Origin of the sequence: Psychrobacillus sp. FSL K6-1415 (assembly GCF_038003185.1) — a bacterium.
Classification (GTDB): domain Bacteria; phylum Bacillota; class Bacilli; order Bacillales_A; family Planococcaceae; genus Psychrobacillus; species Psychrobacillus psychrodurans.
Window position 1 is genome coordinate 2,305,208 of sequence record NZ_JBBOOQ010000001.1, and the last position, 24,134, is coordinate 2,329,341.

At 34.9% G+C, this 24,134-nt stretch carries 25 protein-coding genes, 1 pseudogene and 1 other annotated feature; of the genes and pseudogenes, 7 read left to right on the plus strand and 19 right to left on the minus strand.

Translation table 11 applies throughout. From position 1 onward, the window contains the following. Nucleotides 1-289: 289 nt before the first annotated feature. Nucleotides 290-592, minus strand: coding sequence for a hypothetical protein (locus MKY60_RS10780; RefSeq protein WP_340929805.1), 303 nt, complete (start codon nucleotides 590-592; stop codon nucleotides 290-292). 600 nt (nucleotides 593-1,192) lie between these two features. Here MKY60_RS10780 and MKY60_RS10785 point away from each other — a divergent pair. Beyond that, nucleotides 1,193-1,417, plus strand: a complete 225-nt coding sequence (locus MKY60_RS10785) for a hypothetical protein (protein WP_241599626.1) — start codon at nucleotides 1,193-1,195, stop codon at nucleotides 1,415-1,417. A gap of 52 nt (nucleotides 1,418-1,469) precedes the next feature. Here the strand turns inward: MKY60_RS10785 and arsC are convergent, their stop codons facing one another. The 5 genes from arsC to MKY60_RS10810 are packed head-to-tail and all read right to left on the minus strand — an operon-like array spanning nucleotide 1,470 to nucleotide 5,260. Next, the gene (arsC, locus tag MKY60_RS10790) at nucleotides 1,470-1,892 is read right to left on the minus strand and encodes an arsenate reductase (thioredoxin) (RefSeq protein WP_340929807.1); all 423 of its coding nucleotides are present in this window, start codon (nucleotides 1,890-1,892) and stop codon (nucleotides 1,470-1,472) included. Nucleotides 1,893-1,902: 10 nt separating this feature from the next. Next, entirely contained in the window at nucleotides 1,903-3,198 is a 1,296-nt protein-coding gene (locus tag MKY60_RS10795; RefSeq protein ID WP_340929810.1) for an arsenic transporter, read from the minus strand. A 23-nt stretch (nucleotides 3,199-3,221) separates the two neighbouring features. Then, a complete protein-coding gene (locus MKY60_RS10800) occupies nucleotides 3,222-3,422 on the minus strand; it encodes a hypothetical protein (RefSeq protein WP_340929812.1) in 201 nt (66 codons plus the stop codon). A gap of 14 nt (nucleotides 3,423-3,436) precedes the next feature. Further along, a complete protein-coding gene (locus MKY60_RS10805; protein WP_340931090.1) occupies nucleotides 3,437-4,759 on the minus strand; it encodes an NAD(P)-binding domain-containing protein in 1,323 nt (440 codons plus the stop codon). A 54-nt stretch (nucleotides 4,760-4,813) separates the two neighbouring features. Next, complete coding sequence (locus MKY60_RS10810; protein ID WP_241599630.1) at nucleotides 4,814-5,260, minus strand: MarR family winged helix-turn-helix transcriptional regulator; 447 nt, start codon at nucleotides 5,258-5,260, stop codon at nucleotides 4,814-4,816. 81 nt (nucleotides 5,261-5,341) lie between these two features. Between MKY60_RS10810 and MKY60_RS10815 the strand changes: the two genes are divergently transcribed. From MKY60_RS10815 to MKY60_RS10830, 4 genes are all read left to right on the plus strand, one after another. Next, nucleotides 5,342-5,842, plus strand: a complete 501-nt coding sequence (locus tag MKY60_RS10815; protein WP_340879755.1) for a GNAT family N-acetyltransferase — start codon at nucleotides 5,342-5,344, stop codon at nucleotides 5,840-5,842. 65 nt (nucleotides 5,843-5,907) lie between these two features. Beyond that, nucleotides 5,908-6,810 (plus strand): DoxX-like family protein, encoded by a 903-nt coding sequence (locus MKY60_RS10820; protein ID WP_340929813.1) that lies wholly within the window; start codon nucleotides 5,908-5,910, stop codon nucleotides 6,808-6,810. A gap of 11 nt (nucleotides 6,811-6,821) precedes the next feature. Continuing rightward, on the plus strand, nucleotides 6,822-7,433 hold the full coding sequence (locus MKY60_RS10825; RefSeq protein ID WP_340929815.1) for a DUF4166 domain-containing protein: 612 nt from the start codon (nucleotides 6,822-6,824) through the stop codon (nucleotides 7,431-7,433). Beyond that, nucleotides 7,423-8,991 carry a YndJ family protein gene (locus MKY60_RS10830; protein WP_340929818.1) on the plus strand — a complete coding sequence of 523 codons (1,569 nt, stop codon included), beginning with the start codon at nucleotides 7,423-7,425 and terminating at the stop codon, nucleotides 8,989-8,991. Before MKY60_RS10825 ends, MKY60_RS10830 begins: the two co-directional genes overlap by 11 nt. A gap of 52 nt (nucleotides 8,992-9,043) precedes the next feature. On the opposite strand, the gene metG is transcribed toward MKY60_RS10830, so the two are convergent. After that, a complete protein-coding gene (gene metG, locus MKY60_RS10835; RefSeq protein WP_340929820.1) occupies nucleotides 9,044-10,687 on the minus strand; it encodes a methionine--tRNA ligase in 1,644 nt (547 codons plus the stop codon). A gap of 55 nt (nucleotides 10,688-10,742) precedes the next feature. After that, nucleotides 10,743-11,003: a binding site (T-box leader), on the minus strand. A 101-nt stretch (nucleotides 11,004-11,104) separates the two neighbouring features. Here metG and MKY60_RS10840 point away from each other — a divergent pair. Continuing rightward, nucleotides 11,105-11,248, plus strand: a complete 144-nt coding sequence (locus MKY60_RS10840; protein ID WP_269915672.1) for a hypothetical protein — start codon at nucleotides 11,105-11,107, stop codon at nucleotides 11,246-11,248. Between the two features lie 319 nt (nucleotides 11,249-11,567). Here the strand turns inward: MKY60_RS10840 and MKY60_RS10845 are convergent, their stop codons facing one another. The 6 genes from MKY60_RS10845 to MKY60_RS10870 all read right to left on the minus strand — a co-directional run bounded on the left by MKY60_RS10845 (nucleotide 11,568) and on the right by MKY60_RS10870 (nucleotide 16,968). Next, nucleotides 11,568-12,119, minus strand: a complete 552-nt coding sequence (locus MKY60_RS10845) for a biotin transporter BioY (protein WP_241599644.1) — start codon at nucleotides 12,117-12,119, stop codon at nucleotides 11,568-11,570. 356 nt (nucleotides 12,120-12,475) lie between these two features. Then, on the minus strand, nucleotides 12,476-13,234 hold the full coding sequence (locus MKY60_RS10850) for a class I SAM-dependent methyltransferase (RefSeq protein ID WP_340929823.1): 759 nt from the start codon (nucleotides 13,232-13,234) through the stop codon (nucleotides 12,476-12,478). Then, nucleotides 13,227-13,946, minus strand: a complete 720-nt coding sequence (locus MKY60_RS10855; RefSeq protein WP_340929825.1) for a hypothetical protein — start codon at nucleotides 13,944-13,946, stop codon at nucleotides 13,227-13,229. Before MKY60_RS10855 ends, MKY60_RS10850 begins: the two co-directional genes overlap by 8 nt. A 136-nt stretch (nucleotides 13,947-14,082) precedes the next feature. After that, nucleotides 14,083-15,429, minus strand: a complete 1,347-nt coding sequence (locus MKY60_RS10860) for an amidohydrolase family protein (RefSeq protein ID WP_340929827.1) — start codon at nucleotides 15,427-15,429, stop codon at nucleotides 14,083-14,085. Between the two features lie 121 nt (nucleotides 15,430-15,550). Then, nucleotides 15,551-15,778 carry a hypothetical protein gene (locus tag MKY60_RS10865; protein WP_241599651.1) on the minus strand — a complete coding sequence of 76 codons (228 nt, stop codon included), beginning with the start codon at nucleotides 15,776-15,778 and terminating at the stop codon, nucleotides 15,551-15,553. A 119-nt stretch (nucleotides 15,779-15,897) separates the two neighbouring features. Continuing rightward, complete coding sequence (locus tag MKY60_RS10870; protein ID WP_340929830.1) at nucleotides 15,898-16,968, minus strand: citrate/2-methylcitrate synthase; 1,071 nt, start codon at nucleotides 16,966-16,968, stop codon at nucleotides 15,898-15,900. A 102-nt stretch (nucleotides 16,969-17,070) separates the two neighbouring features. On the opposite strand from MKY60_RS10870, the gene MKY60_RS10875 reads away from it, so the two are divergent. After that, a complete protein-coding gene (locus MKY60_RS10875) occupies nucleotides 17,071-17,952 on the plus strand; it encodes a LysR family transcriptional regulator (protein ID WP_340929832.1) in 882 nt (293 codons plus the stop codon). Nucleotides 17,953-18,042: 90 nt separating this feature from the next. Here MKY60_RS10875 and glpK read toward each other — a convergent pair whose 3' ends face one another. From glpK to MKY60_RS10905, 6 genes and pseudogenes are all read right to left on the minus strand, one after another. Beyond that, nucleotides 18,043-19,533 carry a glycerol kinase GlpK gene (gene glpK / locus MKY60_RS10880; RefSeq protein ID WP_340929834.1) on the minus strand — a complete coding sequence of 497 codons (1,491 nt, stop codon included), beginning with the start codon at nucleotides 19,531-19,533 and terminating at the stop codon, nucleotides 18,043-18,045. A gap of 27 nt (nucleotides 19,534-19,560) precedes the next feature. Then, nucleotides 19,561-20,391 (minus strand): MIP/aquaporin family protein, encoded by an 831-nt coding sequence (locus tag MKY60_RS10885; protein WP_340929835.1) that lies wholly within the window; start codon nucleotides 20,389-20,391, stop codon nucleotides 19,561-19,563. A 222-nt stretch (nucleotides 20,392-20,613) separates the two neighbouring features. Next, nucleotides 20,614-21,168: a glycerol-3-phosphate responsive antiterminator gene (locus tag MKY60_RS10890; protein ID WP_241599661.1), complete on the minus strand. Its 555-nt coding sequence runs from the start codon at nucleotides 21,166-21,168 to the stop codon at nucleotides 20,614-20,616. A gap of 215 nt (nucleotides 21,169-21,383) precedes the next feature. Further along, a complete protein-coding gene (locus MKY60_RS10895) occupies nucleotides 21,384-23,042 on the minus strand; it encodes a glycerol-3-phosphate dehydrogenase/oxidase (RefSeq protein ID WP_340929837.1) in 1,659 nt (552 codons plus the stop codon). 306 nt (nucleotides 23,043-23,348) lie between these two features. After that, complete coding sequence (locus MKY60_RS10900) at nucleotides 23,349-23,906, minus strand: GNAT family N-acetyltransferase (protein WP_340929838.1); 558 nt, start codon at nucleotides 23,904-23,906, stop codon at nucleotides 23,349-23,351. A 12-nt stretch (nucleotides 23,907-23,918) separates the two neighbouring features. Beyond that, nucleotides 23,919-24,080, minus strand: a pseudogene (locus tag MKY60_RS10905) (DNA mismatch repair protein MutT); the annotation flags it as partial. Between the last annotated feature and the right edge of the window lie 54 nt (nucleotides 24,081-24,134).

The window sequence follows — 24,134 nt, forward strand, 5'->3', positions numbered from 1 at the left end:
GATCCAAAAAATCAGATACTTTTCCTGAGTCCTCCAACTGAGTTTTACATTTGGGACAATTTATGTTGAGTACTTTTAATGAATTACATAAAGGACATATGGCCATAAGTAGTATCTCTCCTTTTACATTCCTGCTTAGTATCCAATTGTATATAAATATTATGCAACAAAATTTTTCTAGTTCTAATTAGAGTAAAAATAAATGAGAGAAGAGTAAACTTATAAGGTTTATATACTCTGACAGGGAATTCCGTAATGTAATTGTCAATTTTTCATAGACCAACCAGCTTTACCCTAATAACAATTTCAAAACCGGTGGTATTAATAGTAAAACAATAGAACTTAAAATAAGTAATTGCGAGACTTTTCTCGGAAGTTTTTCTCTCCCTTTCCCCTTGTACCAACCACTGAATTGCAACTTATTTCTATATAGAACAAAAAACAAAACAAAAATAGCAATAAATCCAATCGAACCTAACTTTTCTGGATGAATGCCCATTTCTAAATATATGTTTTTCAATAAATAACCTAAAGCACTTCCCACAATAGCAAACATAATAATAATTCGGATTAACTCCAATAACACACTCATGTAAATCTCCTATCTTGTCATCAATACAAATTCTATTAGCTTAATATCGCAAATGCCCTTTTAGAACTTGTAAAACAGTGGTTTATTTTAGTCAGTACTTTCAATGAACTATATTGTTAATATTATCCCATCCATATATGAGTTCATTTAATTTCTCACCCGCAATTTGCTTCCCAGAATGCTTCTCGCCTTTTATAGGATAAGTTCATTAAGAAGTTATTAGGAAGAATATTTTTATAGGTAGTCCTCCTGCTTTCTACATGCACTAAAGCTATCCCAATTGCTTCAGAAACCTTTGCTTCTCACTTCTCTCACTAACATTCCGACCACTCCCTTTTACACTAGGCCTATTATATGAAAGTATTTAACCTACTTATTGATTTTACTTTAAGTGAAGATTATTTTGGTATTTAAATCAAGTATAAGCTTTAAAAAGCAAAGTATAATAAAGATTTCTGCTAAAAAGTAGATGGAGTTGAATAATATTCTCCATCTACTTTTTTAGTTGTTAAACAGATTTTAAAAGTTTATGTTTTAGAAAAAGAGGTACATAGAAACTAAGTCTATAAAATAATTTCTTATAAACTGGAGGCAAATAGGATGAAAAGAAAAATGATTGCATTACCTTTAGCGTTATCTTCATTACTTATTCTCGGAGCATGTGGTGATGACGATACAGATGTGGATGAAATTGAAGTAAATGATCCATTGATAGAAGATGATGGAGAAAATGACGCAGGAATTGAAAACGAAGCGAATGATGAAGAAGAAAAAATACAGAATGATGATACCACAGATGATTCATCGGATGATTCAAACGAATAAATAAAAAAGCACTTTTCACTCCGAATAGTGAAAAGTGCTTTTAATATTAGACCTATTTAGTACTCTCTAAAGCAAAATGTTGAATTTTAATTCCGATTTCATCACGAATTCGTTGGAATACACTCCACTTTTCCTCTGCAGTTCCAGTAGCTTTCGCTGGGTCTTCGAAGCCCCAATGTTCTCTTTTAACATTTGGTGGTGTTATCGGGCATTTGTCTGCTGCATCTCCACAAAGCGTTACGACTAAATCTGCATGGTTTAGAATTTCTAAGTCAATAATATCAGAAGTTTGTCTAGAAATATCAATTTCGACCTCATTCATAGCCTTTACGGCATTCGGATTAAGTCCATGCGCCTCAATCCCAGCACTAAATACAATCCATTTATCACCTAAGTATTTCTTTGCCCACCCCTCAGCTATTTGGCTACGGCAGGAATTACCTGTACATAGAAAGTAAATCGTTTGTTTTGTCATAAAAATCTCCTTAAAAAATTAATAACGTTAAGTAAAGTCCAAACAAAGTTATGAACAAAATAGGTAACGTTAAAATTATGCCTGTTTTAAAATATACGCCCCAGGATACTTTCACCCCTTTTTGAGATAGGACATGTAGCCATACTAATGTCGCAAGTGAACCAATTGGCGTAATTTTTGGGCCTAGATCGGAACCAATTACATTTGCATATATAAGTGCTTCTCGTATTACTCCCGAAGTATTCGTTTCAGCAATCGCAAGTGCATCAATCATAACTGTAGGCATATTATTCATAATAGATGATAGAAAGGCTGCAATGAATCCCATGGACATGGTTGCCACAAATAAACCTTGTTCTGACACAAACTGAATTACACCTGCTAACGAATGTGTAAGCCATGCATTCCCTAATCCATATACAACGACATACATACCAACCGAGAAAAACACTATATTCCATGGTGCATTTTTTATTACACTACTAGTATTCACAACATGACTCTTTTTCGCCATTAATATGAAAAATATGGCAACAACTCCTGCTACAATTGAAACAGGCAGATTTATGAATTCACTAGTAAAATAACCAACTAGTAGTATTAATAATACGTACCAGGAAAGACGGAACATTTTTAAATCTTTAATAGCTTCTTTCGGTTCTTTTAATCTGGATAAATCATATGTTTTTGGAATGCTTTTTCTGAAATATATAAATAACACACTAATCGTTGCAATTAACGAGAATAAGTTCGGAATAATCATTTTTGAAGCATATTCCACAAAACCAATTTGGAAAAAGTCTGCCGAAACGATATTAACTAAATTACTAACTACAAATGGTAGCGAAGTCGTATCTGCAATGAATCCGCTTGCCATAATAAATGGAAAGATCATTGCTTCTTTAAAATTCAAATGACGTACCATTGCCAATACAATAGGGGTCAATATTAATGCTGCTCCATCATTTGCAAAAAACGCTGCGACTATTGCCCCTAATATACTTACATAAATGAACATCTTGACTCCATTACTTTTCGCTGCTTTTGCCATATGGAGTGCCGCCCATTCAAACAATCCAATTTCATCTAATATCAATGAAATAAGTATAATTGCAACAAAAGACAACGTTGCATTCCATGTTATTCCTATTACTTCCTGAACATCCTGAATACCAACTACTCCCACTAACAAAGCTACTAAAGCTCCGCCACATGCTGTCCAGCCTATTGATAAATTTTTCGGCTGCCAAATAACAAATGCAAGTGTAATTAGGAATATCAGTGATGCTAATATTGCATCTGTCAATTTATACTCTCCCTTGTTGTTAACTATTTTTGATTATATATATCTGCTGCCTGTAAAAAGTGATAGTAACTGTACTCTCCAAATGTATCCTTGTTACCCTTAAAAAAATGCTCGAACATATATTCTCTTGCTTCTACCAGTGAACACGTTTTAGTAGCCATAATTAGTTTTAAATAGGATATAAAATACTCTATTGATAATTTGCCACCATTATTAACAGGCATAATTATTTACTCCTTTAGCATCCTCCACAGCAGGATAAACCTGCTTGAGATGCTTTAATATTCGTGCTGCACACTCCAGTTTCCGGTAAATCCAATTCTACTGCCTTCGATGCTGTTAAATCTCCAGATAGATAGGCAACTACCGATCTAACCTGTTCATAACCAGTTGCCATTAAAAATGTAGGAGCACGGCCATAGCTCTTCATCCCGACAATGTAAAAGTTCTTTTCTGGTTGACGCAAAATTTCTTCACCATGAGGACGAACTGTCCCACAACTATGCAAATTGGGATCTATTAAAGTGGAAAGAGCTTCTACACTTTCTGTGCCAGCATCTACACTTAATCTGACTTCTCTCAAGAAAGAAAAATCTGGCCGACTTCCTGTATTGGCAATAATCTCATCTACTTCTAGTTCAAAAGGTTTTCCGTTTAATTGACCAATTATTTGAATTCCTGTTGGTGCGTCCTTTAGTTGCTGTATATAGAATGGAGTAATTGGTTTTACTGTTCCATTATCCACTAATTGATGAATTCTACTACCAAGCTCACCTCTTGCTTCTAGTGCATCCTTTTCCTCTCCACCATAAGCATCCTCTACTTTTTTCTTCCTCATAATCCAGTAAAGTTCTTGACTACCTGACTCTGTAAGTTCAAGAATAGTGTTAATAGCAGAATGCCCTCCCCCAATTACTGCAACTCGTTTATCACTGTATTTATCCCTGTTTGTAGCAATATTAGGAATGCCATAATAAATATGCTCTTGTAAGACTTTTTCTTCTAGTGTCCAAACATTATCGGTGTTTATAGGATTAGGATGTGACCAAGTACCAGAGGCGTCTATTACTGCTTTTGCTTCTATACGGCTTGTAGTTCCATCTTGCTCCAAATATATAACAAAAGATGCATTTTCCCGTTTATCGGTCTTCATTTTATCTAATCCCTTTTTACTTACTGCAGTAACAATAGAATTAAATAAAATATGTGGTTGTATTTGAGGTAATTCTGAAAGTGGTTCTAAATATAGTTCAACTAATTCCTTGCCATTAGGTAATTCCTCAGCTGGTGGTGCGATCCAATTATTATGTTCTAGGAGCTTACTGGCAATTTTATCAATATTATATTGCCATGGAGAGAATAATCGAACGTGGTCCCAGTGACGAATGTTAGAACCAACTTTTTCTCCCGATTCCACTAGGATAAAAGGTTCGCCTCGATCGGCTAAATGAGCTGCAGCCGCAAGTCCTATTGGCCCTGCACCGATAATTGCGACAGGCAAATGATCTATGTCATTATTAGGTATACAACATAAAGACTTTTCAATAATATTAAAATTCATCATAATAAAGGATTCCCTTCTTTAAATGCTTGTATTTTACAATTAAATTTTATGTTAGCATACCGTATTACAGCAGACACTAGATTTGGACATAGCTTTATTTAATAGTTCTATTGAACGTAAAACTGTGTCACGTTCGAATTCATTCATGTGGGAGAACACTTCTTCCAAATAAGTATTCATCGATTCATCAATTGTAGTGGCAACAAACTTACCTTGTACGGTTAGAGCTAATAAGGATACCCTTTTATCTTGGGCAGAAGCTGATTTTGTGACGAGCTCCATTTTAATGAGGTTTTGAATTTGCCTACTAAAGGTAGTAATATCCATCGCTAATAATTCTGCTACTTGTTGCATAGAGGATTCAGGCTGTTTATCGATTTCATATATAATGTGACTTTGAACAGTTGATATTTCTACTGCACCAATGGAACAGCAGTTTTTATTGAGTAGTCCAAATCTTCTTGTTAAAAGCTGAAATAATTCTCGTTTGTTTTCCATCGAATTCACTCCCTTATTTATTTATATTATAATTACTTGTATAATGCAAGTATAAAATAACTTTTTGAAGGAGCAAACACTATGCTTTTAAAATTCGAGAAAGCTTCTAGTAAAGATTGGGAGCAAATTAAATATATTTATGAATGTGGCATTCAAACAAATAATGCTACTTTCGAAACGGAAGCACCTATAACTTTTGACACGTGGATATCTAACAGTTTCAAAAAATGTAGCAATGTTATTAAAGATGGGGATCTATTATTAGGTTGGTATAAACTTTCTCCTGTTTCTAACAGAATGGTTTATGGTGGGGTCGGCGAGGTTAGTATTTATGTCCATCCGAAAGCAAAAGGAAAGGGCGTGGGACATATGCTTTTAGATCATTTAATAAAAACATCTGAAGAAAATGGATTTTGGACCTTGCAGTCATCTATTTTCCCGGAAAATACTGCTAGTATTCATCTACATTTAAACCATGGTTTTAGAGATGTCGGATATCGTGAACGAATTGGGAAAGTCAATGGAGTATGGAGAGATAATTTACTCTTTGAAAGAAGAAGTAAATTAAACGGAATAAATTGAAATTTAATGATAACGAATAGGCAAAAGATCATACCATTGTGGTATTCTCAGGAAGGGGTGCAATAATGAAAAACAAACCAATATATGTAGAAATTCTGATTGAAGATACTGTAGAACGTGTTTGGGAGGCTTCCCAAAATCCCACATTGCATGAGCAATGGGACTTACGCTTTTCTTCTATTACTTACTTGCCAAAAGAAGAAAATGAAGCACAACTATTTGAATATAAAACGAATATAGGGTTCGGTATAGCTATAGCAGGTTGGGGAAAAAGCGTCGGTACCTTTCATGCAAAGGATAATTCAAGAACATCTTCTCTACATTTTGGAACAGATAATCTTCTATCTCCTATTAAGGAAGGAAAGGGTTACTGGAAGTATGTTCCGGAACAAAATACTACTAAGTTTTTTACACAATACGATTATGATGTGCAATTTGGCACTTTAGGCAAGCTGATAGATAAAATCGTTTTCAGACCTTTAATGGGTTGGGCCACAGCACTTAGTTTTGATGTATTAAAAAGATGGCTGGAAAAAGGCGATGCCCCATCAGCGCAGTATCTCCGATTTTTTACACATTGGATAATTACACTACTATTCTTTTTCGTTTGGATTTATCAAGGATTGATACCCAAACTAATCATGATGCATCCAGAGGAAGTTGCTTTGACTTTTGCACTCTTACCTCTTAAGCCAAGTCAAGCTCATAATATGGTAGCAATCATTGGTGTCATAGAGATAATTTTTGGTTTGATTTGGATTCTTTATCGAAATAAAAAAAGATTACTAGGATTACAACTTGCAATACTGCCATTATTAACCGTTTCTGCAATAGTTGCCGACTCTTCGGTACTTTCACATCCATTCAATCCGATAACATTTAACTTATCGTTAATCGTCCTAACGATCATTGGCTTGTTATTAAGTAAGGATATCCTTACAGCTAGAAGATGTAAACGCGTAAGGTAAGGAGCTCAAACATGTCCATTTATAAAGAAATTCTTGGTAAACAATTTTATAAAATGCAACCAATGCTTCAAAAAAGGTATGGGTTTAAAGATGATAAAACCTTTAAAGCAACTGGAGTTATGCATAAAATAACTAGTGGTCCAAAGTGGCTGTATCTATTCAAACTATTTGCTGCACGCAGAAAATTCTTGTTCCCTGAACATGGGAATAATATACCTTTTCATATTATCAATAAACAACAAATTGGATCTAACGGTGAGCAACAGGTTCACTGGGAAAGAAGATTTTATTTCCCAAATATTAACCGGGATTTTAATGCTCTCATGACCTTAGACATTGATAAGCAATTAGTGAAGGACTATCTGGGTGAACCTAGTCTATTTTACTCTGAGTTGACTTTTGAAGTTACAGATCAAGGACATATAAGAATCGAATCACAAAAACAACGCATCTTACTTGGAAAATTTGAATTGCCTATTCCAAAATTGTTTCAAGGAAATGTTTTAGTCAAGGAAAGTTATGTGAAGGAAAATGATAGTTTTTGTATACATGTATGGATTACGAACCCGCTAATTGGTACTTTATTTGAATATAAGGGGGAATTCCGAGCTGATGACCTATAAGATTCTTGCTAGTATACATATAATTTTATTTACTTTTACTGCATTGTTTACTGTGAATCCTTGGCACTTTTTAATGCTGACAATAGCACAACTCTTATATGTCCCGCTAACTTTGCAACTCATTCTAAAACTAAAAATACGAATGTATTATTTTGTTCTTCCTGCTGTTTTTTCGGTTATTGTACCTCAAATAACAGAAAAAACTAGTTTTGACTTTATCCTTGCTTTCATCTATTTACTGTTTACCTTTGCCGTTGCTATATGCGGATTTATACGTTTTGCTAAAAGAGGATTTACTCATTTAGAGGAGTTTTCCATAGATACTGGCCTCATGTATTTATTCTTGGGAGGGATATGGTATTTTATTTATGAAATAGGGTTTGATACTGGGTTCACCCCTATGTTAACTTGGCTTACGGCAATCCATTTCCATTATTCCTCTTTTCTATTACCTATTTTTATAGGGTTTGCTGGTAGACTTTATAAACCTAAGAGTTACCCATTCTTTGCTACGATAATTTTAGTATCACCATTAATAGTTGCAGCAGGGATTACATTCTCCCCTTGGCTTGAGTTAGTATCTGTACTACTATATATTATCGGGATTTATGGTTTTATTGTTCTAGCGTTTAAAATTCCATTTAAAGGGATTGTACAAAAAACGCTGATTTTAATTTCGTTTAGTGCATTAGGAATTACTATTATATTCTCTTTACTATATGCACTTGGAAATGCTTTTGGAGTATTCCATGTCAGTATTGAGTTTATGTTAAAGTTTCACGGATTTTTTAACTGTTTGTTATTTGGATTAGTTGGTATTATCGGTTGGTCTATTTCAACACCTGCTCCCCTATACAAAGAATTGAATGTTCCAATAAGTCATATACGTGGGAAATTTGTTATTGGTGAACAAATACTAGAGAAAAACAAAGGTGACGAAAGCTACACTGGACTCGTAGATGATATGGGGGTTTATATTAACAGGGATAATGTGAAGCCTACAATTATAGAATTCTACGAAAATACTAAACAATACCATTTGTTTTCAGAAGTACATTGGTATCCGTGGTTTAAACCAATTGCGGCTGTCTATGGAGTTATTAGTCAAAAAATCCAACAGTTGAATTTACCCTACTCTTCTAAGAAAACGGAAATGACTGGCGACATTATTGCTGTTAACGACGGTCGTATTAGAACTAGGGCATGGCTTCGAAAAATAGAATCTGACGTTATTTTTGTCGCCTTATACTCTTCATATGTAAAGGGCGAGAAAACTTATATGAATATTGCACTGCCACTCCCTTTCACATCCATGATCGGCATACTTGAACTGCATGAGCAAAACAATGGAAACCTACTATTAACAAGTCGCGGAAACGGTAATTCTGATGCTGGAATTTACTTGACGTTTCGTAACATTGTTTTTAAGCTTCCTCTTCAAGAGCAGTTTTTTATAGATGAAGAACCAAATGGGGAGCTTTTTGCTAAACATCGGATGAAAATCTTCTCCATTCCTTTTTTGAGTATTGACTATACTATTGTGAAAAAAGAAAAGTAGAACTTGAGTGGAATTTCATAAAATGCCATGGAATTCCACTCCTTTTACATGGTTATGTTTGCCAATTTGCACTTTCCATTAGTTTATCTAGTTCATCTTGTATTACACTAATATCTATTCTTTCAAATAAAGGTCTAACCGTTTGCAACTGAATTGGTGCCGGATTAAAAGGCTGCCAAGTGAATTTATCTATTCGGAGATTTGCCTTAACCACTTCGCTTGAAAAGGGTAGGAATGGTGATAATATTTGTGCTATATTGCCAATAATGTATACACAAGTCGCAATCGTACCTTTACATTCTAATTCCTCTTCTTTTAGTTGTATCCACGGTTTTTGAGCATCAAAATATTTGTTCCCATTACGAATATATAGAAATATTTTTTCTAATGCTAATTTGAAATGTCCTTTTTCTATTAGCTCTCCTACTTCTTCATATAATCTTTCTGTTTGTATTATAATTGTTTCATATATACTGTTTACAGGTATATTACCTTCATAAAACTTCTCTACGAATTTAAATGTTCGGTTCACCAGATTTCCATATGCACCAAGCAGCTCCGAGTTATGGCTGTATATAAATTCTCTCCAGGAGAAATCAGTGTCACGATTCTCTGGAGCATTGATTGTTAAAAAGTAGCGAATGGAATCAGGATGATATCTTTTTAAAATATCAGGTATCCAAACCGCATATTTTTGACTTGTAGATAGTTTTCTTTTCTCAAGCGTCAAATACTCATTTGAAATAATATGTGTAGGTAATGCCTGGTTATTTATCCCTAATAAGATTGCTGGCCAAATTAGTGTATGAAATGGGATATTATCTTTTCCATGCACATAGTATGAGATCGTCTCTTCTGACCAATATGCTATATCTTCTTTTTTAGAATTTTTTGCCCACTCTTTACTTGCTGAATAATATCCTGCTACTGCTTCTATCCAAACATAAACTTTCTTTTCCTCATAACCTTTTACAGGAATACTAACTCCATTTGGCAAATCTCTAGAGGCTGCTCGATCTAACAGTCCTTCCTTTAAATACCGCTCCGTTAATTGAATTGCATTATCTCTCCATAACTCATTAATCTTAGCTTCGTGAACATATTTCTCTAATTGTTTTTGAAAAGCACTTAACTCAAAATAAAAATGCTCCGTTTTACGGGTTGTCGGTTCACTTCCACAAAGCTTACACGTTCGGTCGATTAAATCTAATGGATCTAATATCTTGGAACAATTATCACATTGATCTCCACGAGCACTGCTACCACAATTTGGACATTTCCCTTCTACATATCTATCTGGTAAAAATTGTTTGTCTATCTCACAATAGGTCTGTTCTATTTCTTTTTTATAAATAAACCCACTATCTAATAGCTTTAAAAATAGTTCCTTTACGACTTGGTGATGATTCTCACTGTCTGTTCGCGTATAGAGGTCATAAGAAAACCCTAGACGACGGAATGAATCTTCAAACTCATCGTGGTATCTATCGGCTACTTCCCTTACAGGAATCCCTTCCTTATTAGCTCTTATAGAAATAGGTGTTCCATTACAGTCACTTCCCGAAACATATAGTACATCCTCTCCCTTTAGTCTAAAATACCTTGCCAGTATATCCCCTGGCAATAATGCTGCTATATGTCCTAAATGCAAAGAGCCATTTGCATAAGGCCAAGCCCCTCCAATAAAAATACTCATTTCCTATTCCTCCTTATTAATAAACAAAAAACCTCGTCCTTACCGGAAAATTTCCGATAAGGACGAGGTTATTATACTCGTGGTACCACCTTAATTTTCAAACAACTCACATCGTTTGACTTTATAAGTACATGGCAATTAGCCTTTATACTTTGACAGGGATAACAAGTGCCAAACCTTGTCGTATCCTACTAGTCACATAACGTTCAGTACGAAGCTCAGAGATCATGTTCAAATGACTAGTTTGCCTCGTTCCCACCAGCAGAAGCTCTCTTTATAACATCATCACTTTACTTTTCCTCTTCATCGCTACTATTTTATATTTGTTAAGATAATTATACATAAAATTCTGAACTTCACAAGAAGTTTAATTTATTTATGTTAAAATAGTAAATAGTGAAGGAGTTGTGATATATCATGAAAAGTTTTATTGATGATTTTGCTGGTGCTATACATGATATTTTGTATTATGTATCTTACTTTATAGCAGGGCTGATCATTGTCGGTGTACCTCTTTATCTTATAGCACTTTTATTTAAATGGATTTCTACTACCTTCTAATAACTTCCATCTAAATACATAAATCATTCATTATTAAAATTTGTCAACAAGTGAAAGATTATGAGCAAAGTATAATTTATCTGTCTTTTTCCCAATCAATGAATCGAACAAATCCAAAATCATTCCCTGACTCACTGCCCATTCTACAGAAAACTAATTACTTGTATATGAATTCAGGTGGCAAGTGGACAGCAAGCTATCTATTCCACTTGCTACCTCCTCTTTCCGACATAAAAAAGGTCCACTACAAATGTTTTCAAGGTTACCCGTCATCATTTAAAACTACCCTGGAAGTTATTTAAACAAAAAACATTTTGTTTTATGTATTAGCTACGATTAAACGTGCTGTTTCTAATCGACGACGAACGACAACTCCAAACCATGCAGCTAGTACTGCTTTTATTACACCTACGATAATAAATGGAGCAACGCCACCCATAAATGCTGCAGTCCACGTCAAATCAGCTATTATTTTTAACCAAACCGTCCCGAATACCAATGTAACAACCATACCAATTAAATTAGCTATAATAGCATGTGAAATTGTGACACCAAATTTTCTCATATAAAGTCCCATAAGTATTGCAGATGGCAAGAAACCAACAATATAGCCACCTGTTGGTCCAACTACAATTCCTAATCCTCCTGACATCCCACTAAATACTGGCATTCCTACCGCTCCGATTAATATATATACCATCACCGATAATACACCTAATCTCATACCTAAAATGGTAACTACTAAACCGATTGCAAAAGTTTGCCCTGTAATTGGTACAAGTGGCAGAGGAATCGTCACCTGCGCGAGTATTGCTATAATAGCAGCCCCAATTGCCGCTAATAAGTATTGATAAATATTACTTTTTTCCAAAATATAAAACCTCCCCCGATGTGTTAACCTAATTTATTTTTAAGGTTAACACAAAGATAAAACATTTTACTGATACTGTCAATAAACTTTTTTGAAAAGTTGAATCAAATAGTAAAGGTATAATATAGAAAACCTAACTATATCGTCCTATAAAAAAGAGTGAGGAATAATCCTCACTCTTAAATCAGCACTGCGTTTAGAAACATTAGGTATTTTAAATACTCATCTTGACCGTTTAATTTACCAAGATTATGAGTGACTTTTTAAACACACATATATGAACCTTACTATCCTTTACCTAACATATATCACGCTTATTAGTAAATAAGCCACGTCAGATAGTGCTTAGTGCAATTTTATCTTTTTTTACAAACATAAATCATCTCATCACTATCTTTACTTAATAATGATTTATTCCAATCTTCATAGACATGTAAAATATCTAGTCCGTTTTCAAATAGTAACCGTTCCATTTCTTTAGGATATGTGTATCTTAAACTAATGTTCGTTCTTCTTTCCTTAACAACATTGCCTATATCCATATATTTTCTGATTGTTGTATAATGCTGTATTTGTTCTAAAGGATTATAATTACTAATCGTATATACTTTTACTTCTTTATTCTCAATTGTATCTATATATGTTTTCCAATACTCTTCTGTATTTGGTTGGAGCAATTCTTCCGCCGTTGGAAACCTAATCCCAAATACCAAAATTCCATCTGCTTTTAAATGGCTATGTATAGACCTTAAAACAAGATTTTGTTGTTCATTTGTTTGAAAATGTTGAAAGGAGTTCCCAACCATAAACATAAACGGGCTTTTTTCTTCTAGTTGAAGCACTGTGCAATCTTGAACTAACCATTTAATTTGTATTTTTAAATTTTCCGCTTTCCTCTTAGCATGTTCAAGCATACCTCTATGTAAATCTACCCCTATCAATTCAAAGCCCTTTTTAGCTAAAGGAATTGTCATTCTCCCGGTCCCACATGCCAGATCTATAATTGGTCCTCCCTGTTTGATAGCCCATTCTGTAAGTAAATTAAGTTCACTAGTATAGGCATCGTTTTCAATATCGTAGGAAATTGGATCATTATATTCTTCAAAATTATTCACTTTTATCTGCTCCTTCCTGAGATAGCCATTGTGCTATTTTCGCTTCAAATCTTTCTTCCCTCCAAGCAATAATGGTGGCTAGCTCACCATGCTTCTCCATATATTCAAGGACAAACTGATCACCTAGAAAGTAAGCTAATCTACTATAACCAAATCTATTTCCTCCATTAATAGAAAACCACTCGTGAAGTAGTTTCTCTGAAGTTAAAACTTTAAAATCTTCCATAAATGCTTGTTTGATCCTTATCATATTTGCTTGAGCAAAAGTATGCCAATGGACACCTTCGTCATAATAAGAAAAATAGACAGAGGGATGAATATTATCAGCTATTTGCCGGGATAAATGCGTTGCAATCCCTTCTCTATATAGCCATATGAGCGGATGTGTCCATCGAGACTTTGACCAATCCATTCCTGCATCATCCGACATAATATATTGAGCCAGATGACCAAATTCATGAGCTACAATTACGCGTAGATGATCGGGATTTGGTGATAGCTTTTCTAACGCAAAAGTAATATTTGGAATGATTTGTCGATAAGTATATGCATTGGATCCAAACCCGCCGACTATCAAATTAATGTCGACTGGAAAGGATAAATTATATTTGTTCTTATATGCACCAGCTATTTCAGGAATAATTGATTGAATATTTTCGTGTACTTCTTTAATTGAATTAAAATAATGAGGATATTTTTCAATGGATTGCAAATGTCTATCCTCAGTGTCCTTACAATGTCCATTAAAATACTCCTCAAATATTTTCGTAAAGACTGTGTTGTTGGCTCATAGTTAGTAAAGAAATATGGAACTGTATCTATTATTTGCAACCTATACACTCTCCTTTTTATTTGCTTGCAGTTAGCTCGCATGCAGTTATAAAAGTTTCTAAGTTTTTCATAACTGTTTCTACATCAGGAATTTCTTCAAAAAGTTCCTTTTGGGTATACACACGTCCTCCTTTAATCACCATATTAATCACTTGTGTATGCTTTATATTTTCTAATGGATTATCATTTAAAACGACGATATCTGCTATTGCACCTTCTATAATTACTCCTAGATCTGGACGTTTTAAAGCCTTAGCTGCATTTATCGTTGCAGCACGTAGAGCGTCTATTTCGGTTATTCCAGCTTGTACAAACAATTCTAATTCACGGTGTAGCGCCATTCCAGGAATGGTGAATATCCCAGCGGGTGTATCTGTTCCTGCGACAACTTGCCCACCTAGGTCATAATAGGCTTTGGCAATGGTCTTATTCATCGTTGCTTGTCTACCTATTTTTTCTAAAGAAGCTGGTTGACTTAAAAAGTATTTCCATTGATTAACTAATCCTTCGTTTTCTTCAAGCTTCGTTATTACTTCATTTTTTGGATACCAATAGTTTTCAAGAAGCTTCGCTTGATCCAATAACACCATTGTTGGACAAATAATCACTTGGTTTTCGATAAGCACTTTACAAACTGCTTCAATTTTCTCTTTATCAGGTTGTTCCCAATCAATAGAATCCCACACAGCATCATCAGCTTGCATAGCCCACTCTGAATACATATCCTGCACTATACCAGATGCATGCTCATTCCATTTTATGCCCATTATTGCTGCATCTATTGCTGTAACGTCATTAGAATAAATTAAATCACAGCTCACTTCTTTATTGTATGTATTAGCTTCCTCTACAACTGCCATCATAGCTTCTTTTGGCAACCAGCCATATACTTTGATAAAATCAGCGCCTGCTTCTACCTGTCTTCTTACTTCCTTCCGAGCAGCTTGAGGATTATCAGCATTCATATTCCAAGGACTTGGCTCTCCCCATAAACCAGGTGGTCCATCAATAATACGGTCTGCCGAAATTACTCGTGGCGTAGGTGCTTCCATTGATGCTTGGATTAAATCCTTCAATTCATTGACATTGCCTCCTGTATTCCGAACAGTCGTCACACCAGAAGCGGTGAACAATGGAGCAAAGGCTTCTTTTATATGTACATGCATATCAATAAGACCTGGTATTATCCATTTTCCTTGAAGATCATGCACTGTAACATCGGAGTTCCCCTTAATTTCTTCATTAATTTCACTATCGATTTTTATAATGATGCCATTTTCTATCGTGATATTTTCCCTCTCTATAGAACCATTTTCAACATCAATTACATTAGCATTTTTTAAAACTAAAATATTATTTCCCACCTTTCTATTTCTCCCCTTTTTTACCTTTCTTACTATACTTCTAAATCGAGAGAAAGGTTTCATTATTCAGATAATTTTCCGCATTTAAATGATAGTCTTCAACGATGTTGAATAATGTAGTTTATTTCTCCACTAAATATTTATTAAAAGCCACTGTTAAAAAACATACACCTGTTATTACTAACAAAATACTAATAAATATAGGAAAATATCCAATCTTCGATAGAGCGTCTGTAAATTGTCCATATTGTCCACCTCTTGTTGTATAAATTGCTGCCGCAATCCACGTCATGCCAAATAGCATTATTCCTGAAATTATCCCCGTTACACCTACTAATATATGCTTCATATTATATTTTCTCCCTTCGTTTTAGCATCCATATCTGTATATTCGCTTAAATTATGAGATTTCCTTTTCAATTCAAAAAAGATACCTTTTCTTGTTACTGAAACGGTATCTTATAAGAATTATTTTATTTGCCCTACGTATATAGACTGTGGACGGAAAATTGTATTGTCTTCCAACTGTTCAATTGCATGGGCTGTCCAACCAACCATTCTAGCGACACTGAAGGTCGGAGTAAACAATTCCGACGGCATGTTAATAGAGCGCATAATAGCTGCCGCATAATACTCTACATTCGTATATAACTTCCTACCCGGTTTATACTCCGCTAATAACTCGATGATTTCTTTTTCTGCGATTGTTGCAATATCTAGCCATGCATCTTTTCCTTGAAGCTCTAAACATTTCTCTCGCAGTATAATTGAACGAGGATCCTCTGTTTTGTAAATTCGATGACCAAAGCCCATTATCCTTTCTCCGGTTTCTATTTTATTTTTAACAATCGTACGGATTTGTGTAGGATCTTCGAATTCATTTAACATAGAAATAACACCTGATGGAGCCCCTCCATGTAGAGGCCCTTTCATTGTTCCAATTGCTGAAGTAATCGCTGCTGTTAAATCTGACTCGGTTGAAATCGTTACACGTGCAGCAAAGGTCGATGCATTCAGACCATGCTCCATTGTAAGTTTCAAGTACGTTTCTAGCGCTTCTACTTGTACATCACTTGGAATTACTCCAGTTAGCATCCACAAATAATTTGCTGTGTAGGAAAGGTCCTTATTCGATTCTATAATAGGAAGTCCTTGCTGATTTCGATAATGTCTAGCCACAATCATCGGAAGTGCAGCTGTTAATATGACTGCCTGCTCTTCTATTAATTTTTCTTTAAATGCTGATTGTGAGTATGCAGAAATAGCCGTTCTCATAGCATCCATTAAAAATATTTCGGTTGGAAGTGCATCAATAATCGCTATTATATGTGCAGGCAATTCTCGACAATGATTCAATTCGAGCTCTTTTTCAGTGCCACTTTCCCCAGTCCATAAAAAGCCAGCCAATTGTTCAAATGTACTAGATGCAACTAGCTCATCTACTAGTACTCCTCTATATCTTAGTTCCCCAACTTCCCCATCCACTGAAGCAATTTTTGTATGAACTGCTACAACATCTTTTAATCCCTTTTGGAACATATATACCACTCCTTTTCTTTAGTATAAGAGAAGAACTTGATAAAAAAAATTAAATATATATAATCATATTAATTACTATTATTAATCAAAGGTGATGACTATATGGAATATCAATGGCTGAAAACGTTTTGTATTGCTGCAGAGACACTTAACTTTCGAAAGGCTTCTGAAAAATTGTTGATGTCTCAACCAAGTGTCACCGTTCATATACGATTACTAGAGGAACATTTGGGATCCACTCTTTTTGATAGGCAAAATAATCGAGTAACCTTGTCGGAAGCAGGAAGATACTTTCTACCCGAAGCACAAAAGCTTGTGAACAGTACAGAAAGCACTATTCACAAAATGCATGCTTTTAAACAAGGATATCGTCGAACGTGGACAATTGCGATTTCACCACTTATGGCTGAGACGATTCTTCCTTATTTTTTACGTTCGTTTATGAAGCTACAACCTGACTTGGAAATAACTATTCGAGTGGAGGAATCCTATCTTATCGAAGGTCTAGTAGATTCAGGAGTAGTAAATATCGGCATTTCGGCACTTGACGCACAAACAAAAGGCATAGAATCCATTACTATTTATGAGGAACCAATTTTATTCGTTATGCCGGTAGACATTTACGATGAAGAAAGCGGTCCTCCCATTGATATTAAGGGAGTTTTGCAGAACAATTATTTGTTTACCCATCATCATCCTGTTTTTTGGGATGATCTTCTTGTGAAACTACATAAGAAGATCAGTGGAATTAGAACAATGAAAGTAACACAGGCCCATATTGCCAAACGTTTTGTACAAGATGATCTAGGAGTATCCTTTTTGCCACACTCAATCGTTCGCCGTGAGCTATTGGAGGGCAAAATAATGCAGCCCCATTTCGATTTATTCGATTTACCTACTGTTTCCACTTTCATCATCTTGAAAAAGAAAGGAGATTTAGAAAAATTATTTATTGAACAAATATCCAAGTTTTATTTTGGCTGATTCTTAACCAATATTTCGTCAAACCAACCAAAAATCAGCCCCATCTATAGAGGCTGATTTCTGATTGTATTTACTTAATTTGATAAACTACTATTTAAATATCTTCGCAGCTTTCACTGCCTTTTGCCATCCATCATATAAATTATTTCTTTTTTCTTCTTCCATTTTTGGTTGGAATGACTTGTCATTTTTCCATCTCTCAGAGATTTCACTTCTGTCTTTCCAATAACCAACTGCTAATCCTGCTAAATACGCTGCTCCTAAAGCAGTTGTTTCATTAATAACAGGACGATCTACTTCAACGTCAAGTATGTCACTTTGGAATTGCATTAAGAAGTCATTTTTTACAGCCCCTCCATCTACTCTCAACGATTTCAATGATATACCGGAATCTGCTTCCATTGCATCGAGTACATCTTTCGTTTGATATGCAAGCGATTCCAAAGTTGCACGTACAAAATGTTCTTTCGACGTACCTCGAGTCAATCCAAACACAGCACCTCTTACATCACTATCCCAATAAGGTGCTCCTAAACCTACAAAAGCTGGAACTACATAAACACCATCTGTTGAATCTACTCTATCTGCGTATCGCTCACTCTCAGCAGAGTCTCTAAACATTCTTAAACCATCACGTAACCATTGAACTGCAGATCCTGCAACAAATATACTTCCTTCAAGTGCATATTCTACTTTACCATCAATTCCCCAAGCAATTGTTGTTAATAATCCATGTTCTGATTTTACAGCTTTCTCACCGGTGTTCATTAACATAAAGCAGCCGGTACCATACGTGTTTTTCACCATTCCACTTTCAAAACATGCTTGACCGAATAACGCTGCTTGTTGATCTCCTGCAATCCCAGCAATTGGCGTTTTATGCCCAAAGAAACTTTCCCCTGTTGTGTGCGCATATATTTCTGAAGATGGACACACTTCTGGTAACATCGTTGTTGGTACCCCTAAGATCTCTAATAATTCATTATCCCATTTTAAATCATAGATATTATACATGAGCGTTCTAGAAGCATTCGAATAATCTGTCACATGTCTTTCTCCACCTGACAACTTCCAAATTAGCCAAGTGTCAATCGTCCCAAACAATAGATCACCATTGTCTGCTTTTTCTCGAGCTCCTTCAACATTATCCAATATCCACTTTACCTTCGTACCTGAAAAATAAGCATCTATTAATAGCCCAGTTTTATCTCTGAACTTTTCTTCAAAACCCTGTGATTTTAATTGTTCACAAATCCCAGCAGTTTGACGAGACTGCCAAACAATTGCGTTATAAATAGGTTCACCAGTTGTTTTATCCCATACAACTGTTGTTTCTCGTTGATTGGTAATTCCTATCCCTTCAATTTGCTCTGCTTTAATATTTTTCTCGGATAAAACACCAGCAATAACTGCTAAGATAGAACTCCAGATTTCATCTGCATTATGTTCAACCCAACCTGGCTTTGGAAAATATTGAGTAAATTCTTGTTGTGAAGTATGAAAAATAGTTCCCTCTTTATCAAATAATATTGCTCTTGAGCTAGTTGTTCCTTGATCTAATGCTAAAATATACTTTTCCATATTTATCTCCCCCGATTTAGTTTCTAATTATGCTCTATTAATATTTCCTTGTTTCACATTTACCTTGGAATCTTGGTTTAATGTTAATTGTGCCCCTAAGAAAATTGCGATTATTACAGCTCCCACTATCCAAAATGCGATACTGTTAGTTCCAGTAAAAAATTGCTGATAAAAAAGTGCTCCAAATACTCCCCCAACAATTGGTCCGACTATCGGTACCCATGCATAACTCCAATCAGATGACCCTTTACCAGAAATAGGAAGCAGAAAATGAGCTATTCTTGGTCCTAAATCACGTGCGGGATTAATAGCATAGCCCGTTGTTCCACCAAGTGAAAGACCAATCGCTATAATTAGTGCACCAACAATTAATGGATTTAAGCCTTCTGTAAACTCGTTAGCTCCGATCATTAGAATTCCTAGGACTAATATAAACGTACCAATTATTTCACTTGTTAGATTTGATAGTGGATGACGAATTGCAGGGGCTGTTGCAAACACACCAAGTTTTGCACCAGCATCCTCAGTTTCTTTCCAATGCGGTAAATATTGAAAGTATACGATAGTTGCACCAATCATCGCTCCCAACAATTGAGCTAATATATATCCCGGAACATCTGCCCACGGGAAATCACCAATAGTTGCTAAGGCAATCGTTAAAGCTGGATTTAGATGTGCCCCACTAAAAGTCCCTACCGCATAAGCACCCATTGCAACTCCTAGACCCCATCCGACTGTGATCACAATCCATCCAGAACCTTCCGCTTTGGATTTTTTTAACAGGACGCCACCAACAACTCCTGCTCCAAAGACGATTAAAATCATAGTACCAATCAATTCTCCTAAAAATGCTGTCATTCCATTTCCCCCTTTTTTTGTAAGCGGTTTCGAAAAAAACATGAAAAACCCCACATTTAAACATCTGCCTTTTGGCAGAACGCGTAAATGTGGGGCTCAAAACTCAACCACTTTTTGTTAACCTACCCACATTTTATAAATAATTCAAACTATTGTCAATGGTATTTGAAACAATAAATTTTTTATGGTGGAATTACTTTTGGAATTATGATTGTTGTTTTGTTACTTAAAAACAGTCCAAAGCTCCTTATTTGACGTAGTAACTGCCTTAGAACCAGCATTTAATGCATCTCGAACATGTTCTTCCGAACGGATTAATCCACCACTAATTACAGGTATTCCAGTTCTTGTATGTACCTCACTTATTAATTGAGGAATTACTCCAGGCAATATTTCTATATAATCTGGTTGTGTTCTTTCTATTAATGAATAGCTTTTTTCTAAAGCAATAGTATCCAATAAAAACATCCGTTGTATGGAGATGATCCCTTTTGACTTTGCTTTCAAAATCATATTTGCTCGGGTGGATATTATACCTGCGGGACGTATATCATTACAAAGAAACTCAGCCGCATAATCATCTGTTTTCAAGCCTTGTATTAAATCCGCATGAATGATTAATTTTTTTCCATACTTATTAGCTTCTAATTTAATAGTCTTTAGATTACTTATATGAACTTCTAACAAGACGATATATTCATACTTGCTTTCTAACAACTCTTCTAACTGTTTTAGACTACGCATTGCTGGAAGTATCTTTTGATTATGAAAAGGCATATTATCTTCCCTCTCTTTATATTTGGATAAGTGCTCTATTATACTATAGTACAAAGTGAATTATTCATAGACTTCCGTTTGTAAACTTGAAACATTTCCATCATAGTTTTATAAACAAAGTAGGAAAGAGACTCACCTTGAATCTATAGTTCATACCAAATAATAAATCCTCGCCATAATAATATTTATAAAATGGATTTTATAAATTAGTATGTTCAATAAATTTCATGAGTAGTTTCATGTACAGTAGTAGCGTTTTGTATTTCTTTCTCTAATTCATGATTAAAATATTTTTCTTGCTCCTCAGTCCAACTAAAAATGGACGACATTTCTGTTTGTACTTGGTCCTTCCATTTATAAACATTAGCAATGTTAAATAATAATTGACCAGTTCTTCTTATAAAAAAATCTACTGGTTTAATAGCCATTTCGTGGTGAATTGCATACATTAACTGCGCATATAAAACACGTGGTATATTTTGATTCTCCTCTTGCAAATAAGAAAAAACAATGTCTACATTAGATCCATATAGTTTTGTGAGTAGAGTTGCTTCTAGTTCTTCTAAACCAAGACTTTTACCTTGTTTTACTTTTTCTTTTAGAAAGTCCTGCATTTTCGAAGAGCCACCAACATTCCCCCCAGAAATAGGTAAGTTCTTTGTTAGACATTCACCGAATTTTTGTTCTCCATCTAACTTTTTCACAACCATATCTACAGCGGTTTCTGCCATTTTACGATAACCAGTTAACTTACCTCCAGCAATAGTAATAAGTGCACTTTCCGATTCCCAAATTTCATCTTTTCTTGATATTTCAGAAGGATTTTTTCCATCCTCATGTATTAATGGACGAACTCCCGCCCAACTAGATTCAATTTCTTTATCGGTCACATTTATCTCTGGAAACATGTATTGAATCGCATTTAAAATATACTGTCTATCCTCTTTTGAAATACTCATATCTTTAGGATCACCTTTGTAAAATGTATCTGTCGTACCTACATAAGCTTTACCGTCTCTCGGGATTGCAAATACCATTCTTCCATCTGGAGTATCAAAATAAACTGCTTGATGCAGTGGAAATACTGTTTGGTCAAAAACAAGGTGAATTCCTTTAGATAAAATTAGACCTTTCTTTGTTTTAGAACCATCTTCTTTTCTTAACTCATCTACCCAAGGACCTGTTGCATTAATTACTTTACTCGCTTGAACTTCAATAACTTTACCTGTTATAACATCTTCTACGAATACACCAGTTATTTTTCCTTGCTTACTATATACAAAACTATTAGCTTTTGCATAATTTACGATAAATGCTCCCTTTTCAGCTGCTGCTTTAATCACTTCTATAGTTAAACGTGCATCATCTGTCCGGTATTCAACATATAAGCCCCCACCTTGTAAACCTTCCTTCTTAATAAGCGGTGCTTTTTCAAGAGTCTCTTCTTTAGATAACATTCTTCTTCTTTCCTTCTTCTTGACCCCAGCTAAAAAGTCATAAACTCTCAATCCAAATGAAGTTGAGAATTTGCCAAACGTACCACCTTTATGGAATGGTAAAAGCATCCACTCAGGAGTTGTAACATGTGGACCATTTTCATAAACAATCGCTCTTTCTTTTCCAAGCTCTGCTACTTCTTTAATTTCAAATTGTTTTAAATAGCGTAACCCCCCGTGAACAAGCTTCGTAGATCGACTAGACGTTCCAGAAGCAAAGTCTTGCATTTCAACTAACGCTACCTTTAATCCACGAGTCACTGCATCTAAAGCAATACCTGCGCCAGTAATTCCACCTCCAATTACAAGTAGATCAAAATGCTCCTTCCCCATTTTCTCAAGTGTTTCACTTCTATCAATTGCTGATAATTGTCCCATTATTCTTTTCCCCTCTCTATCGGTTTTAAGAACACAAAAAAAGAGACCTAAACACACATTCATGCATACCTGCAAAAATGTTGTTAGGTCTCTCAATAGCTCAAACCATTTTATTAACTTATTTGTATTCTATCACAACCAATATAAGTTGTGAATTAATAAATATTATGCCCTTAGTACTATTTACATTTTTAGCTGAATCAATTAGTTATACAGTTTCTAAAGCTAAGTTAGCTAGAAGTTTTTTTATGAGTACATTCCGTATTTCTTCCTACCCATTCTTTTGCTTAACAATTGCCTCAAAACTTATATACTATTTTTATAGTAAATCAAAAAATCCGTCCATTTATCATTATCAAGTGAAAATTCTTCCCTTACACATTCGAACATAAAACCAACTTTTTCCGCTAGTCGGATCGAGGGATAATTATCCGCATTTATATGTAATTCGATTCGATGAAAATTTAAAGTTGAAAAGAAAGCTTCTGTTGCTGCTAATACACTTCCCAATCCATAACCTTGTTTCCAATGCTGATTGTGAATCGAGTAGCCCATCATCGCCCATTGGTAATCCATCCGCAAGATAGTTATAAGTTCTACTTTCCCTACGTTTACTCCATCTTCTTTACGAAATATTGCCAAGTTGTACATTTTATCTTTTTTTGCTAACTCATTGAAACCATCAATCCAGTCTATAAACCATTCTTCCGTATAAGTAGACATGCTTGAAGGACGACCGTCATCATATTTATATTTCGAGGGCATTCTACTATCGAACTGCTTGTACCAATCGCTATAATCATCTTTTTTAAAGGGACGTATGATTAATCTTTCGGTATCTATAACTAATTTTGAAAATTCCAATTCTCCACCTTCTCACATATTTCTTATCAGCACCTGACCTTCTTTGTTTTCTTCATTGTTCCATTCCACATGTATTTCAAATGTTCCATCTTCAAAGAATAACGGAAATCTTCTTCGAATTGATTTTTGCATAGGAAGATTGTAAGCATCCTTAATATTTACCCATGTTGCTTTTACGTTGATATGATGTACCTTTAGAACAACACCCCCACATCCCACTAATATTTG

Coding starts and splice junctions, on each gene's coding strand:
- MKY60_RS10870 (WP_340929830.1), bottom strand. CDS start 16,968: ATGTTCCAAAAGGGATTAAAAGATGTTGTAGCAGTTCATACAAAAATT.
- MKY60_RS10875 (WP_340929832.1), top strand. CDS start 17,071: ATGGAATATCAATGGCTGAAAACGTTTTGTATTGCTGCAGAGACACTT.
- metG (WP_340929820.1), bottom strand. CDS start 10,687: ATGAGTATTTTTATTGGAGGGGCTTGGCCTTATGCAAATGGCTCTTTG.
- MKY60_RS10830 (WP_340929818.1), top strand. CDS start 7,423: ATGACCTATAAGATTCTTGCTAGTATACATATAATTTTATTTACTTTT.
- MKY60_RS10825 (WP_340929815.1), top strand. CDS start 6,822: ATGTCCATTTATAAAGAAATTCTTGGTAAACAATTTTATAAAATGCAA.
- MKY60_RS10815 (WP_340879755.1), top strand. CDS start 5,342: ATGCTTTTAAAATTCGAGAAAGCTTCTAGTAAAGATTGGGAGCAAATT.
- MKY60_RS10890 (WP_241599661.1), bottom strand. CDS start 21,168: ATGCCTTTTCATAATCAAAAGATACTTCCAGCAATGCGTAGTCTAAAA.
- MKY60_RS10865 (WP_241599651.1), bottom strand. CDS start 15,778: ATGAAGCATATATTAGTAGGTGTAACGGGGATAATTTCAGGAATAATG.
- MKY60_RS10840 (WP_269915672.1), top strand. CDS start 11,105: ATGAAAAGTTTTATTGATGATTTTGCTGGTGCTATACATGATATTTTG.
- MKY60_RS10820 (WP_340929813.1), top strand. CDS start 5,908: ATGAAAAACAAACCAATATATGTAGAAATTCTGATTGAAGATACTGTA.
- MKY60_RS10785 (WP_241599626.1), top strand. CDS start 1,193: ATGAAAAGAAAAATGATTGCATTACCTTTAGCGTTATCTTCATTACTT.
- MKY60_RS10780 (WP_340929805.1), bottom strand. CDS start 592: ATGAGTGTGTTATTGGAGTTAATCCGAATTATTATTATGTTTGCTATT.
- MKY60_RS10800 (WP_340929812.1), bottom strand. CDS start 3,422: ATGCCTGTTAATAATGGTGGCAAATTATCAATAGAGTATTTTATATCC.
- MKY60_RS10895 (WP_340929837.1), bottom strand. CDS start 23,042: ATGGGACAATTATCAGCAATTGATAGAAGTGAAACACTTGAGAAAATG.
- MKY60_RS10810 (WP_241599630.1), bottom strand. CDS start 5,260: ATGGAAAACAAACGAGAATTATTTCAGCTTTTAACAAGAAGATTTGGA.
- glpK (WP_340929834.1), bottom strand. CDS start 19,533: ATGGAAAAGTATATTTTAGCATTAGATCAAGGAACAACTAGCTCAAGA.
- MKY60_RS10885 (WP_340929835.1), bottom strand. CDS start 20,391: ATGACAGCATTTTTAGGAGAATTGATTGGTACTATGATTTTAATCGTC.
- arsC (WP_340929807.1), bottom strand. CDS start 1,892: ATGACAAAACAAACGATTTACTTTCTATGTACAGGTAATTCCTGCCGT.
- MKY60_RS10805 (WP_340931090.1), bottom strand. CDS start 4,759: ATGAATTTTAATATTATTGAAAAGTCTTTATGTTGTATACCTAATAAT.